This is a genomic window from Sphingobium sp. RSMS, assembly GCF_005406185.4.
Classification (GTDB): domain Bacteria; phylum Pseudomonadota; class Alphaproteobacteria; order Sphingomonadales; family Sphingomonadaceae; genus Sphingobium; species Sphingobium fuliginis.
In genome coordinates this window covers 1,033,614-1,046,998 of the sequence record NZ_CM191258.1, presented here as the reverse complement: position 1 = coordinate 1,046,998, position 13,385 = coordinate 1,033,614, and the positions used below count along the sequence as shown (strand labels likewise).

22 protein-coding genes and 1 pseudogene are annotated in these 13,385 nt (G+C 63.0%); 15 read left to right on the top strand and 8 right to left on the bottom strand.

Annotated features, from left to right (window positions below):
- Positions 1–202 precede the first annotated feature (202 nt).
- From EGM87_RS22765 to EGM87_RS22730, 8 genes and pseudogenes are all read right to left on the bottom strand, one after another.
- Complete coding sequence (locus EGM87_RS22765) at positions 203–631, bottom strand: hypothetical protein (protein ID WP_025772737.1); 429 nt, start codon at positions 629–631, stop codon at positions 203–205.
- A 4-nt stretch (positions 632–635) separates the two neighbouring features.
- Positions 636–1,595: a DUF1376 domain-containing protein gene (locus EGM87_RS22760; protein ID WP_137708731.1), complete on the bottom strand. Its 960-nt coding sequence runs from the start codon at positions 1,593–1,595 to the stop codon at positions 636–638.
- Positions 1,588–1,941, bottom strand: coding sequence for a hypothetical protein (locus EGM87_RS22755; RefSeq protein ID WP_137708732.1), 354 nt, complete (start codon positions 1,939–1,941; stop codon positions 1,588–1,590). Before EGM87_RS22755 ends, EGM87_RS22760 begins: the two co-directional genes overlap by 8 nt.
- Positions 1,942–1,996: 55 nt before the next feature.
- The gene (locus tag EGM87_RS22750) at positions 1,997–2,233 is read right to left on the bottom strand and encodes a hypothetical protein (RefSeq protein WP_137708733.1); all 237 of its coding nucleotides are present in this window, start codon (positions 2,231–2,233) and stop codon (positions 1,997–1,999) included.
- 156 nt (positions 2,234–2,389) lie between these two features.
- Positions 2,390–3,340, bottom strand: a complete 951-nt coding sequence (locus EGM87_RS22745; RefSeq protein WP_253719191.1) for an AAA family ATPase — start codon at positions 3,338–3,340, stop codon at positions 2,390–2,392.
- 353 nt (positions 3,341–3,693) lie between these two features.
- Positions 3,694–3,930, bottom strand: a pseudogene (locus tag EGM87_RS22740) (DUF2312 domain-containing protein); the annotation flags it as partial.
- Positions 3,931–4,062: 132 nt separating this feature from the next.
- Positions 4,063–4,515: a hypothetical protein gene (locus tag EGM87_RS22735; RefSeq protein WP_137708735.1), complete on the bottom strand. Its 453-nt coding sequence runs from the start codon at positions 4,513–4,515 to the stop codon at positions 4,063–4,065.
- A 247-nt stretch (positions 4,516–4,762) separates the two neighbouring features.
- Positions 4,763–4,981 carry a hypothetical protein gene (locus EGM87_RS22730; protein WP_137708736.1) on the bottom strand — a complete coding sequence of 73 codons (219 nt, stop codon included), beginning with the start codon at positions 4,979–4,981 and terminating at the stop codon, positions 4,763–4,765.
- Positions 4,982–5,055: 74 nt separating this feature from the next.
- Here EGM87_RS22730 and EGM87_RS22725 point away from each other — a divergent pair, with 74 nt between their 5' ends.
- The 15 genes from EGM87_RS22725 to EGM87_RS22655 all read left to right on the top strand — a co-directional run bounded on the left by EGM87_RS22725 (position 5,056) and on the right by EGM87_RS22655 (position 13,384).
- Positions 5,056–5,745 (top strand): XRE family transcriptional regulator, encoded by a 690-nt coding sequence (locus EGM87_RS22725; protein ID WP_171009928.1) that lies wholly within the window; start codon positions 5,056–5,058, stop codon positions 5,743–5,745.
- Position 5,746: 1 nt separating this feature from the next.
- Positions 5,747–6,010 (top strand): hypothetical protein, encoded by a 264-nt coding sequence (locus EGM87_RS22720; protein ID WP_137708738.1) that lies wholly within the window; start codon positions 5,747–5,749, stop codon positions 6,008–6,010.
- A 3-nt stretch (positions 6,011–6,013) separates the two neighbouring features.
- The gene (locus tag EGM87_RS22715; protein WP_137708739.1) at positions 6,014–6,421 is read left to right on the top strand and encodes an HIRAN domain-containing protein; all 408 of its coding nucleotides are present in this window, start codon (positions 6,014–6,016) and stop codon (positions 6,419–6,421) included.
- 94 nt (positions 6,422–6,515) lie between these two features.
- Positions 6,516–6,731, top strand: coding sequence for a hypothetical protein (locus EGM87_RS22710; protein ID WP_137708740.1), 216 nt, complete (start codon positions 6,516–6,518; stop codon positions 6,729–6,731).
- The gene (locus EGM87_RS22705; protein WP_171009929.1) at positions 6,731–7,090 is read left to right on the top strand and encodes a hypothetical protein; all 360 of its coding nucleotides are present in this window, start codon (positions 6,731–6,733) and stop codon (positions 7,088–7,090) included. The genes EGM87_RS22710 and EGM87_RS22705 overlap by 1 nt, the downstream gene beginning before the upstream one ends.
- Entirely contained in the window at positions 7,087–7,470 is a 384-nt protein-coding gene (locus tag EGM87_RS22700) for a hypothetical protein (protein ID WP_137708742.1), read from the top strand. The genes EGM87_RS22705 and EGM87_RS22700 overlap by 4 nt, the downstream gene beginning before the upstream one ends.
- Before the next feature lie 10 nt (positions 7,471–7,480).
- Positions 7,481–8,239 carry a hypothetical protein gene (locus tag EGM87_RS22695; protein ID WP_137708743.1) on the top strand — a complete coding sequence of 253 codons (759 nt, stop codon included), beginning with the start codon at positions 7,481–7,483 and terminating at the stop codon, positions 8,237–8,239.
- Between the two features lie 12 nt (positions 8,240–8,251).
- Positions 8,252–8,494, top strand: coding sequence for a hypothetical protein (locus tag EGM87_RS22690; RefSeq protein ID WP_025772726.1), 243 nt, complete (start codon positions 8,252–8,254; stop codon positions 8,492–8,494).
- A gap of 18 nt (positions 8,495–8,512) precedes the next feature.
- Positions 8,513–9,673 carry a recombinase RecT gene (locus EGM87_RS22685; protein ID WP_137708744.1) on the top strand — a complete coding sequence of 387 codons (1,161 nt, stop codon included), beginning with the start codon at positions 8,513–8,515 and terminating at the stop codon, positions 9,671–9,673.
- 62 nt (positions 9,674–9,735) lie between these two features.
- Complete coding sequence (locus EGM87_RS22680; RefSeq protein WP_137708745.1) at positions 9,736–10,131, top strand: hypothetical protein; 396 nt, start codon at positions 9,736–9,738, stop codon at positions 10,129–10,131.
- Between the two features lie 53 nt (positions 10,132–10,184).
- Positions 10,185–10,943 (top strand): DUF5131 family protein, encoded by a 759-nt coding sequence (locus EGM87_RS22675; RefSeq protein WP_137709091.1) that lies wholly within the window; start codon positions 10,185–10,187, stop codon positions 10,941–10,943.
- Complete coding sequence (locus tag EGM87_RS22670) at positions 10,940–11,071, top strand: hypothetical protein (protein ID WP_262857515.1); 132 nt, start codon at positions 10,940–10,942, stop codon at positions 11,069–11,071. Before EGM87_RS22675 ends, EGM87_RS22670 begins: the two co-directional genes overlap by 4 nt.
- Complete coding sequence (locus EGM87_RS22665) at positions 11,068–12,237, top strand: hypothetical protein (protein WP_137708746.1); 1,170 nt, start codon at positions 11,068–11,070, stop codon at positions 12,235–12,237. Before EGM87_RS22670 ends, EGM87_RS22665 begins: the two co-directional genes overlap by 4 nt.
- The gene (locus tag EGM87_RS22660) at positions 12,237–12,779 is read left to right on the top strand and encodes a hypothetical protein (protein WP_137708747.1); all 543 of its coding nucleotides are present in this window, start codon (positions 12,237–12,239) and stop codon (positions 12,777–12,779) included. The genes EGM87_RS22665 and EGM87_RS22660 overlap by 1 nt, the downstream gene beginning before the upstream one ends.
- Entirely contained in the window at positions 12,776–13,384 is a 609-nt protein-coding gene (locus EGM87_RS22655; protein WP_137708748.1) for a hypothetical protein, read from the top strand. The genes EGM87_RS22660 and EGM87_RS22655 overlap by 4 nt, the downstream gene beginning before the upstream one ends.
- The last annotated feature ends 1 nt before the right edge of the window (position 13,385 follow it).

Here is a 13,385-nt window from a genome sequence, read left to right as displayed (position 1 = left end):
TGTCCCCGCTGCGACCGTGATGATTGTGAAGGCGATGATCCCCAGTCCGACCAGATTTTCCATTAAGCCTTTCCTCCGGTGCGGCGCGTGAACTGGCCCAAGGTGTCCTTGCCGCAGCTCCAGCAGCGGAACGGGACCGGCTGGCCGGTGTCCGGCTCCCTGGCTCCGCAGAGGCAATCAAGCTCGGGGTGGCTGCGCTGCATCATGCGGCCCTCCGATGGCGATCACGGATGTCACGAGCCTCGTCGGGCGTGCATCGCGGTTCGTCACGGCGCCGGAATTCCTCCAGCGGGACGAGGTGCATCGTGTCCGCCTTCTCGTTGTAGACCCAACGCAGCTGCTTCCCTTCGCCCTGGAGGCGGGTGTTGTAATTCTCGGCGACGCGGCGACCGATGGCGGCGCGATCGTCGGGATCGGACATAGCCCTCTGCCGAAGGTCGGCCGCGAGGTTCCGCAGCTCCGCGGCTTTGGGCATGAACGCCTTGGTCCTGATCCATTCCCGAACCGCTGCCTCCAGTTGATCCTCGATCATGTCGGCGACGTCGCTCGCGAGCAGCAGGACGCGGGCTTCGCGATCCTCCTCGCTGATCGTGGCGTTGGGCGGGAAGCGGACGTCGAGTTCGCGGATCATCCGCTCAGTGCGGGCGCTCGGCTTCCTCCGCTGCGATTGCGGCGAGGAGACGGCCGGAAGCGCTGGAGCGGGACGGCGATCGAACAGGGGATTGGCGTGTTCCATGGGGGTTCTCCCGGCGGGCAACGGTTTGGCGGATGGCTGGATCGAGGTATCGGAATGTGCGGATCGGCTCGGACTGGGCAGCGCAGGCTCGTGCGGCGCACTCGGTCATTTCCTCGACCGTTGCCCCGAGCTTGATCCATTCCCTGACGTGGGTGAGGTTGTCGGAGTAGCGCTGGTGGTCGTTCGCCGGGTTGTGGTTGATGCCTGCAGCATTCCCCACGAGGCGGGCGATCTCTTCCACGCTGTCGGGCTTCGCGCCCGCGCGCTCCTCTTCAACTTCTATTATAGAATCTCCCTGTCCCTCTCCCTCTCTCTGTCCCTGTCCCTTGGAGGTGTTTTCGCGAGGGACTTCCCCTCCGTGTCCCTGGGGACAAGTTGGGGACTTGGGCGGAGCAGTCAGCGGGACGGGCTGGCACCCGGAGGCGATAAATTCCTCCAGAGATGGCGCGGAAACGTCGGTTTCGTGCCGCTGATTGTGCTTTTTGATGCGGGCGCACTCGGTCCGCCAGCGCTGTTCCAGCTTGGCTTTCCAGGCGGCATTTGCCTGCTCGGCGACGACGGGATGATACCAGCGGTCATCATCGCAGAGGATGAAGCCGCGCATCGCTCCGCCGCGATTTTTCCGAAAAGTTTTCACGTCCCGGCCCAAACCGCACAACCGGGTCAGCACCTGATCGTCATTCGGGAGGCTGGCGGCGGGTATCTGATGCCAGGATGATGCCCAGAGCATGACGGCATACCAGGCGGCTTCGGGGTCGACCGTGGCCGCCAGATCGCTGTCGCGCAGCCTGGCGACGTGCAGCGGCATGAAGGGGAAATCCTGCAGGTCGCACTCTGCCGGGGTGAGTGGTTCAGCCATGGGCAACCACCTCGATCACGACCTTGCCGCCTTTGACGCGGTCGCCGAAGATTACCTCGGGCTGCGCGAAATGCCGGTCATCGACGCCGAGCGCCCAGGCGATCCCATCCTGATAGACCTTCAGGCTGGCCCCGGCATTGTCCTTGTCGGGTGCCGGGCCTGCGGGCTTCGGATGGAATGTGGCGATCAGACGCAGCTGCTCACCGGCCGGGGCGTGCTTCCGCTCGGCTAGGGCGGCGGCGCGCGCCCAGCCCTTGTGCTTCTTCGCGGCACTGTGCCTGCGCATGTGATGCCCGCGACCGTTGGGCCACAGGATCTTGGCAGGGAAGGGGAGTTCGATTTTCATATAGCACCCGCTGAATTCATGCTCGGGGCGGCCAAAGGACCACCCTCCGCGGAACTCAGTTGACGTTGGCGCGGACGGCAGCGTCCTTGGCTTCCAGCAGCTTGCGGAGAGCGACGGTGCGTTCGGGATTGCGAGGGAGCGTCTCGACCATGTGGCGCGCGAGATCGCAGAAGGGCTTGCTCGCGCCCTGAAGGACGGCTGGCAGGTGCGAATAGTGGAAATAGCGCAAGATCGGATCGGCGCCGATCTGGTCGGCCGAGAATTCCTCGGGTGCGGGATGGATGTCGCTCATGATATTCTCCTCAAAAATGTGCGTCGGTGGTCACGATTTGCGGCTGAACGCCTATCCCCCTGATCGAACCGCTTGGCCCCTTGCGGGACATCGTGTCCTTGTTTGGTCCCGGGCCGACGCAGGCGTCCGGGCAGTCTATCGATCGGGGGTAGCTGGTTAGGTGGCTCCCATTTCTGGCGGCCACGGAAGATTGGCGGCATCGCGAAGGACGGCGCGACGCTCGCCCCACAATTTCGGCTCCGGCATCCCCTCCGATGCGGATGCCGAGGCGGCGAACCGGTCGAGGATGGAGGGCAGATCGGTCGGAAGCTTCATGCGGGGGCCGAGAACAAGAGACCGCTTGATCGCCTCGCAGCCTTCCCGGATCAGGGCAGGCGATGCGTCAGTGAAGGCATCCGCAATGCCGGCGACGGTGTCGTCGTCGACTTCGAACGGGGCGAGGTAGAGGCGGACGATAGCGAACCGCTCTGCCGTGCCGGGCAGGCCGATCTCGATCTGAAGCTGGAAGCGCCGCCAGACGGCCGGATCAATGTCCTTCGTGACATTGGTGGCAGCAAAGAGAAGGCCGTCATAACGGTCGAACTCCTGGAGGAGCGCGATGGTGATGTTGCTGCGCTCATTGTCCGCGCCTTCGCTATTCAGCGCGTCGCGACGCTTCGCCAGTGCGTCGAACTCGTCGAAGAACAAGGCGACGCCATAGGCATTTCGCCGGGCCGACCGGAACGTTTTCGCCAGATTGTTGCCGGTCTGGCCGAGATATTTCCCAATCATCTCCTGCGACTGGATCACGACCATCGGCACGCCGAGGCGGGCGCAAATGTGGTGCGCCAGCGTCGTCTTACCGCAACCGGGCGGACCGGAGAGAAGGGCGCGGCTGCGGGGCTTCAGGCCAACCGATTGAAGATCCTGCTCGGCGTTCATTTCGAACAGCCACTGATGCAGCGCCCCGCGCACCGGAGCGGTCAAGATCGGTGCTTCAGCATCGCCTGGCATCACGACCAGGCCAAGGTTGCCGAATTCCTTCTCCAGTTCCGAGCGTGCGGAGCCGGGATCGCCGACGAGCTGGTCGAGCGTTGTCGACTGCATTTCAATTACGCGCCGGCTCATTCATCTTCTCCCGCGGCTTCGGGCGAAGGGCCCTTTTTCTTCGGGGTCGGTTTCAGTGCATCGGGAATGTCCATGCCATCGGAGCCAAGATGCTGGCACCACGCCTCGTCCCATGCTGCGCGGCGCGCATCGCGGGCCGGGAAGGGATTGGCGGTGACGGGTTTGTTCGCCTGTGCGGCCTCGGTCCCCATGCGACGGGCGTCTTCGACCGTTGGTTCCGGCGCACGCTCAGCGGCATCTTCCTGATCGGTTGCATCAGGTGCAGCATCATCAGGGGATGGGGCGGGTTCGGGCTGATCCTCAGGTTTGGACACGCGCTCCACGGCCCAGCGACCGAGCGGGGTGCCGTCCAGCATACCTAAGGCCGCCTTGTAAATGTCCAGCATCGCTTCGCGTTCACGACGCTGCTCGGCAGACATTTTGCGCAGGCGGATAATGTCGCGCATGGTCTTCGTATCGAAGCCCTTGGCCTTATATTCAGCATAGACATCCTTGATGTCGTCCGCGATGCCCTTCTTTTCTTCCTCCAGACGCTCGATGCGCTCGATACCGAGGCGCAGGTCTTCGGAGGCGATATGTCCACTAGACATTCGGAGTTCCTTTCGACGTTACAGATTGATGCAGCCCTTTGATCGACCAGCAGTTGCGGCACATGCCGGTCTTCGGCACGCGCTTGGGCGAGAAGGGTTTGCCGCACTGGCATTGCGGGGCGGGCGCGGCTGTCATGCGCGCTGCACCCGGCGGCGGATCAGCTCGTCGAGCGCATCACGGGCGGCTTCGAGTGCCGGCAGATTGTCGCGGACTTCGGAGGGGCGGACCTCGCCGTCATCTTCCAGCGCAACGGATAGAGCGAGTGCGGCTTCGAGGACGCGGCTTTGCCGGACACGGTCACAATGCTTGTTCGGGCGGCTGTCGTGGCATAGCGCAGCGAGGCCACCGGCGAAGCGCCCATTCCACTCGCGCCAGGCGCGGGCGAAGGCGACGACGCCCATTTCCGCCGTGCCCTCGCAGTATTTCGCGGCCTGATCCTCGCTCTTGCCGAGGATGGCGGCGAGGTCGGCATAGGTCAGCCGGTCCTGCGATTTGATGAGGGCGAGATCGTTGCCAACCGTCTCCAGCACCTTGGAAGCGGAAAAGACCGGCGTTTCCCGCTCGGGATTGTTGCGCTGCGGCATTATTCAGCATCCTCATGAAGGGGGATTTGAACAGAGTTGCAGCTGGGCCGATCGTGCAGGACCGACCCAGCTGCGCCCGCGGTGCGACCCGAGGGAGACTTACCTGCCGTGCGAATGCGACCCGACGCGGCGGGACAAACTGCCGGGCCGGCGTGCGCGTCGGCTCGGACCTTTTTGCCGATCGCCAGCAGGCCCAGCGCGAAACGTGGCCAGAACAGGGGATCGAAGCTGCGGCGGATGCGCGCGGTCATGCGGCGGCGGCCTGGGCGAGCTGCTCGAAGGACACGCTCTTGCCCTGTTCACTGGCGATTGCGGCCAGATGCGCCCAATATTTCGAGGGAATCGTCCGTCCTTCGAGCGACCATGACCGGACGGTCACATCCGCCACGACGACATTACGGGCGCGCAGGGCATCCCCGACGGCTTTGGCGCCACCAAGCGCCTTGATAGTGTCGCTATGTTCCATGTCGATTATCGCTATCAAACGTAGCGCGCTATGGCAACATGATTTGTAGCGCGACGATATGCGAGAGATCGGTCATGTCCGATCATCACCTTGATTCGCCGTCCGAACGCCTTGCATGGGCGCGCACCCAGGCGGGCTTCGAAGATAAAGCCGACTTCGCGCGCGAGTGCGGGGTCAACGCCACGACTTATCGCGCCTATGAAAATGGGCAGAATGGTTTTGCGAAATATGCTTCGCTGTTCGCGCGAAAGCTGGGTGTCACGGCCGAATGGCTGATGGAGGGCGGGCCGAAGCCGACGATCGCGCGAGCGGAACGCGCATCCGATAATTTGCCAGTGGTCGCTTCGGAAGAGGGGTCTGTGCCGCTGCGACGGCTCGACATGTCCCTATCCATGGGTGACGGATCAAACATCGACGACTATTTCGACGAGGGCGTCTTCGAGTTCGACGCAAACATGCTGCGCATGATCAGCAGAGCGCCTCCCGAGCGGCTGATCGTCGGTGACGGAATCGGCGACAGCATGTTTCCGACCATTCATGACCGCGACATTGTCATTTTCGACACTACGCAGCAGCGCCTCAATACGACCGATAAGATCTGGGCGATCAGCTTATTCGGCGCCGGCGGCATCAAGCGGCTGCGGCCGGTCGCGCGGGACCGAGTACTGGTGATGTCAGACAATCCTTCGATCCCCGATCAGGAAGTCTCGGCGGAAGATCTGCGCATCCTCGGTCGCGTGGTTTGGTCGGCTCGGAGGCACTGATATGCTCGGCACTGTTGCATTTCTTGCGCTGGTCGCTGTTGCTGTCGGATCGGGCGTGGCAGGCTGGAGCGCATGGTGGTTGTTGATTCCGGCTTTTCTGGGTGCGGCACTCAACATCGTGAACAATCCAGCGAGCTACAGCATGGTTATGGCTGCGAACCGCGAAGGCCGTCTCGGTGCTATGCCGATCGCTATTGTGTCGCGGATGGCGGTGTTGCTCGTCCTGGCATTCGCCGTCCGGTGGATCTCCAGCTTTTTCGCATAAGCAATGCAGCGACATCTTTCCCTCGCCGTCGTCGGGGCCGACCATCCCAACAAAACTGGACCGACACGGCGCTTTGAAATAGCAATGTGCGTGCCGGGCGAGCGCATCGACCTCGTGCCGGAACCCAAGAATCCGGTCGATCCGCAGGCGATTGCCGTATTCAGTGAGCGTGGAATCCAGATCGGTTATGTCCGGGCCGAGCGCTGCCAGCTCGTCCACACATATATGCGGCGGCAGGGTGTCAATGCGATCTTCCAGAAGGCTGAACGCTGGGGCGCTACGATCCGCGTCAGCACCGATGGCTCTATCCCGGAATTGCCCGACATGGAGGACTCAAGAGCCTATGATTGGCCTCCACCGGGGTCGGAGGATGCTGATTGGTGGCCGGACGAGGTTTATCCCGACGAATAATTCATAGCGGACTGCGCTACAAAAGATGTTGACACGCTACAAAAGATAGCGTTATTGCTCCCATCAACGGCACCAAGCCGATGGGAGAAACACCGTGGCACAGTCCACCAGTCACCAGCCCCGGAGCCTGACGCACGACGATGCGTCTCGCGCGTGGGACGACGCCTACAACTATAAGGCTGAGATCGAAGCCCGCGAGGCCGAGCGCGCCGCACCGCATCAGATGCCGGTCATCACCATGGCCGTGCTGCTCGTCTTCTCGGTCGCCATGCTGATCGCGCAGTGCGTGTTCCTGCCGGAGCAGCTGTGATGCCCTCCGTGATCGCTGCACCGAACATCGCCGACGCCATCGCGAAGGCCAACCAGTGGGTTGCGGCCGCGAAGCCGGTGATCCGCGCCTGGTTCGCGCTGGATGATATCGCGGGCGACCTGTTCACCGCCGAACAGCGTATCAGGGACGAGGCGCGCGGCCTGCTGCGGAAGCCCCGCGACGAGATGTATCGGATGATCGAGGGAATCCGTGACGATTTCCGCTGCGACCATGTCGTCCATGCGTCCGAGGGCGCTGACGATGCCGAGTGGGATCGCGTCGAAGAATTCAACGACGAGCTGGATCGCGGCATGGTTTCCGTCGCCGTCGCCATCAAGCAGGTCGAGGCCGAGCTATGACCCGCGCTCGCGTCGATTATTCGGACGGCAGCGACTTCCGCGGCGTCGGCTTCGATCCCGACCTGCCGGTCGCTGGCTTCTACCGCTTCCGTATGCGCTCCGGCGGCGCCCTTTGCGGCGTCCGTATCTGGCACGGCGCGCCGCACGATCCTGTGACCGGCGAGGAATTGGATCGCAGCCCGCGCTGGCAGGCGCTGGTGAATGACGATCCGGTCGAGATCGAACGGGTTTGGCCGCGCTGTGCCGCCGATCCTATCACTGATGCCGAATACCGCCATTACTGCCGCACCCAGACCTGGGCCCAGCAGCATGCCCCGGACAGCGCCCTCGCTGACCCGCGCCGCAAGGCCGACCCCCTTACCACCCCCCTGTTGTTCTGAAGGAGCCGACATGAACGCTTTTCCTGACATCAAGCCGTTTCCTGCCGCCCAGGCCGCCGCGCCGATGGGGCACAACAATCCGCCGCTGGAGGAACAGGTTGTCATCGACCTGGCCGAGGCGCTGGCGACCGAGGGCATCACGAAGCGCATTTTCGACCTGCTCGGCAGCGCCGCGCGCGCTCCGGAGATCACCAGCCGCGAGATCGCCGGCCGCTATGCCGACATGATTAAGCAGATGGTCGCCGCCGGCAAAGCTGTCGAGGGAGAACGCGAAAAGCTGAACCGGCCGCTGCTGACCGCGCAGCGCGCGTTGAAGGGCAGGGCGGACGCGATCGTCGCGCCGCTGCAGGATGCCGAGCGCACCGCCAGGGCCAAGGTCAAGAAGTTCGACGACGAGGAGCTGGCGAAGGAGCGCCAGCGCCAGCAGGAAGCTGCCGCCGCCGCAGAGGCCGAACGTCAGCGCCTCCAGAAGATCGAGGACGATCGCGCCGCCGCCGAAAACCGCGAGGCCGATGCCGTGCATGTCGAACCGGAGCCTGTCGAGGAAGTCGCACCCGCGCCCGTGCAGGGCGACTTCGGCGCCAAGGTGGTCCGCACCACGACGTGGAAACACGAAATCATCAGCGTCCGGCAACTGCCCGACGCCATTCTGAAGCACGCCAAGGTGGTCGAAGCGATCGACAAGGTCATCGCCGCCCAGGTGCGCGGCGGGACGCGCGAGATGAAGGGCGTCCGCATCTTCCCCGAAACCGGCACGACCATCCGCTGAGGAGCAAAGCCCATGTCCCGTCAATATGTCGCCTGCAAATTCCGCCCCGACGACAAGCGCAGCTATACCTATCACAATGACGGCGAGCCTGTTGCCGTCGGCGACGAAGTGAAGATCGCCGGTCGCAGCGATGATGGCTGGCAGCGCGTCCATGTCGTTGCCGTGGGCGATGAGATGCCCGCCTTCGATACCAAGCCCATTCTCGGCAAGATCGAGCCCGACGCGCCTGCGCTCGATCTCGGCGAAACCGACTAATCCACCGGAGAATTTCTGATGAACGCTATCGCCCAGCGCGAGAACGGCGGCGCCGTCCAGCGCATGAACGACAATCCCTATGACCATCTGCGCTTCCAGCTCTCGAAGCGGGCGGACGAGTTCAAGATGGCGCTGCCGGCGCATATCACGCCCGAGAAGTTCCAGCGCACGATCATGACCGCGGCGCAGTCGAACCCGGACATCCTGAAGGCTGACCGGGCGACCCTGATCACGTCCTGCATGAAGTCGGCCCAAGACGGCCTGCTCCCCGATGGACGCGAGGCCGCGCTGGTGACGTTCAACACCCGCGTCAAGGACGGGCAGGGCAAATGGACCAGCGTGAAGCAGGTCCAGTATATGCCGATGGTTTACGGCCTGCGAAAGAAGATCCTCCAGTCCGGCGAGGTCGCCGACATTCAGACCGCCGTCGTCTATCGGCAGGAGATCGAGGCCGGGCTGTTCATCTATGAGGAGGGCACGGAGCGGATGCTGCGGCACAAGCCCAACCTCGATCCGACCTTCGACCCCAGCGACGACGACATCGCTGCCGCCTATTCGGTGGCGACGTTGAAGGACGGCACCAAGACCTTCGAGGTCATGCCGCGCCGCGACATCAACAAGGTGCGCCAGGCGAGCCAGACCGGCGCGCTGGGCAAGACCGATCGGCAGGGCAACCCGATCCCGCCCAAGGGGCCTTGGGTGGACTGGTTCTCGGAGATGGCGCGGAAGACTGTCATGCGCCGCCACTCGAAGACGCTGCCCATGTCGGGCGACATCATCGACATGGAGGCGATGGACGAGGCTTTGGCGGCGCGGTCGGCCACCTTGGCGATGACGATCGAGCCTGATGCTCCCACGGCCCTTGCTCCGCCGACGCGGGACGAGACCGGCGAGAATTTCGATCCGGCAACTGGCGAGATCCTCGAGAACGGTGCCCAGGACGAAGAGACCGCCCGCCAGCTCGACGCGCAGACCGAGGGCTGGCAGGACCAGCACGAAGGGGCTGCCGCCGTCATCACGCTCGAAGACGCCAAGGCCCAGATCGATGCCTGCGAACTGGTCGCGGACGTCAACGCCAAGGCCGGCGCACTGCTTGGCGAGCTGAGCGAGGAAGACGCGGATCTGCTGCGCACGCACGCTATGGACCGCATCGAGACGCTGAAGGCGCCGAAGAAGTGACCGACTGCACTCACCCCCGGAGCAAGGGAGCGGTGCGCTGCCGCTCCTGCGCCGCCAAGCACATGGCGACTGATCCTGAGATCAAGCAGCGCCGCCGTGAAGGTCTGCGCCGGTATCTCGCCCAGCCCGGCACGCTGCTGGCGAAGCGGGAAATCCTGCGCCGGACCATGGAAAAGGTCCGGGCCACACCGGAGCATCAGGACTGGCTGCGCGAGCATGGCAAGCGCCTCTACCGCGACGTCCTGACCTGCCCCGATGTGGTCGAAAAAACGCAGTCGCCGGAGACGAACGCCAAGCGCTCGGAGTCCATCCGGTCCTTTCGGCTCCGGGACATCCCGCACGGCCTGCGCACCGAATACCGGCACCTGGTCAAGGTCAAGCGCATCCCGGCCGCCGAAGCAAAGCAGATCATCCTCGACCAGTTCAAGCGCCAGATGGGCGCGCGGACGGCGGGGTAAACCATTCACCAAGGGACGGGCCGTTGCCCAATAAGCACGGCCCGGAAATTTCGATGGCAGAGAACACGAAGATCGAATGGGCGGACCATACATGGAACCCGTGGATCGGCTGCACCAAGGTCGGCGCGCCGTGCGATAACTGCTATGCCGAAGACCTCATGGACCGCCGCTATGGACGTGTGGTCTGGGGCAACGATGGCGATCGTGTCCGCACTTCCGGATCAACATGGGCGCAGCTGCGCAAATGGAACCGTCAGGCTGCTGCGGCAGGAACGCGGGCCTTCGTGTTTTCGCTCAGCCTGGGCGACATCTGGGACAATCGGGTGCCGATGGCTTGGAGACGGGAGGCGTTCGACCGAGCCCGGGAATGCCCGAACCTTGTCATGCTCTACCTGTCCAAGCGGATCGGCAATGCCATCGAAATGGCGATTGAGTGCGGTGGATTCCCGCCCAATGCGGCACTGGGCGCGACGTTCGGCAATCAGGCCGAATATGACCGCGACAGGATTAAACTGAAAAATGCTGGCAATGCGCTAGGCGCGCTGTTCACCTTCGGCAGCTTTGAGCCGCTGCTAGGGCCAGTGATCCTCGATAGCAATGCACCAGATTGGATCATCGTCGGCGGCGAAAGCGGACGCAACGCACGTCCGATGGACATTCAATGGGCACGTGATCTGCGTGACCAGTCGGCAGCGCTGGGACGGGTTTTCAACTTCAAGCAGGTTGGCGGCAAGTCGGCCGACAAGGGCGGCCATGAACTGGACGGCCAGACTTATTTCGCCCGACCCCAGATCGAAAGGCTCGCCGCATGACCGAATCCCAGAAAGGCCCGTTCTACACGCGGCGCCGCAGTCGTGACTGGCCACCGTTTCAGCCCACCGAGAAGAAGCCAGGTGAATGGGAGCAGACCCGCGACGGCTTCGTGAGGAAATCAGCATGACAGCCGACATAATAGCGGCGCTGGAGGCGTCTCGCGACCTGATCGCCTGCATCAAGCAGCGTTCGTCAGATAACCTGTGGTGGGTTGATGCGACGGACCCGGAAACGGCTGTCTGTGATGCTTATACCGCCGTCGAGAAAGCCCTCTCAACTTCGCCCGCAGGTCAGGAGGTGCGGGAGCCTGCGGTAACATCGCAGAGCGTGGAAGGCATTCCGAGCGGCGTCTACTGGTCCGATGAGGGAGGCAATTTCTACGACACAATGCACAAGGGATGCGGGATCGACTTTTTCAACCGCTGGTTCAGTCGCCGCGCAGATTTCCCGCAATCCCATGCAGCCCTAGCAGAGCCAGCAGCCCCATCGGTAGAGCCTGCGGGCAATGGGCGGGAAGAAGGCGGACACTGTTATTGTTGGTGCCACCCAAATGCCGGGGCGATTGGCTGCTCCCCCTGCTGTGACGCCGAGGATAACTATTTGCCGCCATCTAAGCGCAATGCAGCCCTAGCAGAGCCAGCAGCCCCATCGGTAGAGCCTGCGGGCAATGGGCGGGAGGTGCGGGAGAAGGAGTTTGTCGCTCTCATCAACGCACTTTTGATTGAAGTCAAAAGGGTGGGCGGCGACACTGTGTCCGTCCTCCATGCCGCCGGTACGCAAGCTAAGGCCGCCCTCTCACCGGTAGAGCCTGCGGGCAATGGGCGGGAGGTTGATTGGCTGACCCGGCGCATTGCCGAAGTCGTTGAAGAGGACGGCGGTTGCTGGCGCGCATGTTCCGGCTGTCAGGAAAGCGTGGACGGCTGCGTATCAGCGCGGGATTATCCTTACAGCGCGATCTTCAAATGCCAGCCCGGCTCCGGTTGCCGGGAGTGCGGCGGCCTTGGCGTGATCTATGACGATGGCGCATTTCTCGCGGGCTACGGTGAGGCCCTTTCATCACCCCCTGCGGCCGATCAGGAGGCGGTGGCCAAGCCGTGGTATGAAGTGGATGCGCACCGCGACCTGTCCCGCATCATCCCCGACATGGAAGGGAAGATCGCGGACGCCAAGAAGCGCTATGCCCATTGCCTGCCAGATCATCTATTCGCCCCGCTGGAATTCAGCATCAGCGAATTGAAGGTGTTGCGCCATGAGGTCGCAGGCGTGGCAACCTCAACCGAGCGGGGGCGGTGATGGGCGGATACCGCGAAATGGTCATTGGAGACCTCCTGAACCTCCAGATGTTGAAGGACGTCATAGAGGTCGAGTTCATCGGTTCGCTCTGGGTCGATGGTGATAGCGGCCCGATGACGCCCTACGTCTGCGAAGCCAGCTTTGGCGATGGCCTCCATCTACTGACGATCAGCACCATGAACCAGCGCCCGAATTACCATGTCGTGCGCGTCGACAGCGGATGGAACGAATCCAACTGGCATGACGGCGAAACCGTTGGCGAACATATTGATGAAATCATCGATGCGATCGAGGATGAATGCGGCCAGGCGGGGCATGACATCGAGCCTTACTGCGAAAACTGCCTCGACTCCTGCTGCACATGTCGCCCCGACTACGAAACGAGGGAGGACTGGCCCGCGATCGAATATGATGGCGGCTGTTCCTGGGGGCATATCCGCTGGAACTGGCTGCTGAAAGCAATTGGCGGAACGGCCGCCGACTGCCTGCCCCGCTCGTGGGCGGAAATCTATCTCTCCAAAATCAACTCGGAGGCAGCATGACCCACCCCACCGATACCGCGAAGAGCGATGAACTGAAACCGTGCAAAAATCCGCACTTGGACGCCGATCCGCGAGATGAGGCTGTTCGCACAATCTTCGCAGAGACGGCTATAATGATGACGCATCCCGATGACGAGCGCAGAGCCTTGGCTAAGGAGCGTGTTTACTCCCTTCTTTTCGCCCGCCCCGCTTCCTCCCCTCCCCAGAATGACGCGGGCGGGGAGGGGCTAACATGCGGTGATCTATTGCACCGTGCCCGCGAAATCTACTGGCAGTATATGGAAGAGGTCGCCGCCGCTAAAGGCGATAGCGTTGCGCTTGGCGAGCGAGAAAAGTGCCTGCGCGGTGATCTTGACCACCAGCACGGCGTCCAGATTGCTCTGCGCGCTTTGATGGCCCGCACCCCATCCGCACTACAGGCGTTGGGGCAGGAGCGCGAAACCACCTTCGAAGTCTGGCAAGGTGACATGATGGTCGCCAGCAGCACCGATGAAGCGGAGGCACGGCACTATTGTTTGGTCTATTCGCAAGATGGCCCTGTCCGGCTGGTGCGTGCTGAGACCGTCAGGACGCCGCTCCCCTCTGCTCCTTCCGGGGAGGGCTAAA

What these genes read in the sequence shown, in the direction of transcription:
- EGM87_RS22765 (WP_025772737.1), bottom strand. Translation starts at nt 631, where the DNA reads ATGATCCGCGAACTCGACGTCCGCTTCCCGCCCAACGCCACGATCAGC.
- EGM87_RS22735 (WP_137708735.1), bottom strand. Translation starts at nt 4,515, where the DNA reads ATGCCGCAGCGCAACAATCCCGAGCGGGAAACGCCGGTCTTTTCCGCT.
- EGM87_RS22745 (WP_253719191.1), bottom strand. Translation starts at nt 3,340, where the DNA reads ATGAGCCGGCGCGTAATTGAAATGCAGTCGACAACGCTCGACCAGCTC.
- EGM87_RS22655 (WP_137708748.1), top strand. Translation starts at nt 12,776, where the DNA reads ATGACCCACCCCACCGATACCGCGAAGAGCGATGAACTGAAACCGTGC.
- EGM87_RS22730 (WP_137708736.1), bottom strand. Translation starts at nt 4,981, where the DNA reads ATGGAACATAGCGACACTATCAAGGCGCTTGGTGGCGCCAAAGCCGTC.
- EGM87_RS22725 (WP_171009928.1), top strand. Translation starts at nt 5,056, where the DNA reads ATGTCCGATCATCACCTTGATTCGCCGTCCGAACGCCTTGCATGGGCG.
- EGM87_RS22695 (WP_137708743.1), top strand. Translation starts at nt 7,481, where the DNA reads ATGAACGCTTTTCCTGACATCAAGCCGTTTCCTGCCGCCCAGGCCGCC.
- EGM87_RS22755 (WP_137708732.1), bottom strand. Translation starts at nt 1,941, where the DNA reads ATGAAAATCGAACTCCCCTTCCCTGCCAAGATCCTGTGGCCCAACGGT.
- EGM87_RS22665 (WP_137708746.1), top strand. Translation starts at nt 11,068, where the DNA reads ATGACAGCCGACATAATAGCGGCGCTGGAGGCGTCTCGCGACCTGATC.
- EGM87_RS22760 (WP_137708731.1), bottom strand. Translation starts at nt 1,595, where the DNA reads ATGGCTGAACCACTCACCCCGGCAGAGTGCGACCTGCAGGATTTCCCC.
- EGM87_RS22670 (WP_262857515.1), top strand. Translation starts at nt 10,940, where the DNA reads ATGACCGAATCCCAGAAAGGCCCGTTCTACACGCGGCGCCGCAGTCGT.
- EGM87_RS22720 (WP_137708738.1), top strand. Translation starts at nt 5,747, where the DNA reads ATGCTCGGCACTGTTGCATTTCTTGCGCTGGTCGCTGTTGCTGTCGGA.
- EGM87_RS22715 (WP_137708739.1), top strand. Translation starts at nt 6,014, where the DNA reads ATGCAGCGACATCTTTCCCTCGCCGTCGTCGGGGCCGACCATCCCAAC.
- EGM87_RS22690 (WP_025772726.1), top strand. Translation starts at nt 8,252, where the DNA reads ATGTCCCGTCAATATGTCGCCTGCAAATTCCGCCCCGACGACAAGCGC.
- EGM87_RS22705 (WP_171009929.1), top strand. Translation starts at nt 6,731, where the DNA reads ATGCCCTCCGTGATCGCTGCACCGAACATCGCCGACGCCATCGCGAAG.
- EGM87_RS22660 (WP_137708747.1), top strand. Translation starts at nt 12,237, where the DNA reads ATGGGCGGATACCGCGAAATGGTCATTGGAGACCTCCTGAACCTCCAG.
- EGM87_RS22680 (WP_137708745.1), top strand. Translation starts at nt 9,736, where the DNA reads ATGGCGACTGATCCTGAGATCAAGCAGCGCCGCCGTGAAGGTCTGCGC.
- EGM87_RS22685 (WP_137708744.1), top strand. Translation starts at nt 8,513, where the DNA reads ATGAACGCTATCGCCCAGCGCGAGAACGGCGGCGCCGTCCAGCGCATG.
- EGM87_RS22675 (WP_137709091.1), top strand. Translation starts at nt 10,185, where the DNA reads ATGGCAGAGAACACGAAGATCGAATGGGCGGACCATACATGGAACCCG.
- EGM87_RS22700 (WP_137708742.1), top strand. Translation starts at nt 7,087, where the DNA reads ATGACCCGCGCTCGCGTCGATTATTCGGACGGCAGCGACTTCCGCGGC.
- EGM87_RS22750 (WP_137708733.1), bottom strand. Translation starts at nt 2,233, where the DNA reads ATGAGCGACATCCATCCCGCACCCGAGGAATTCTCGGCCGACCAGATC.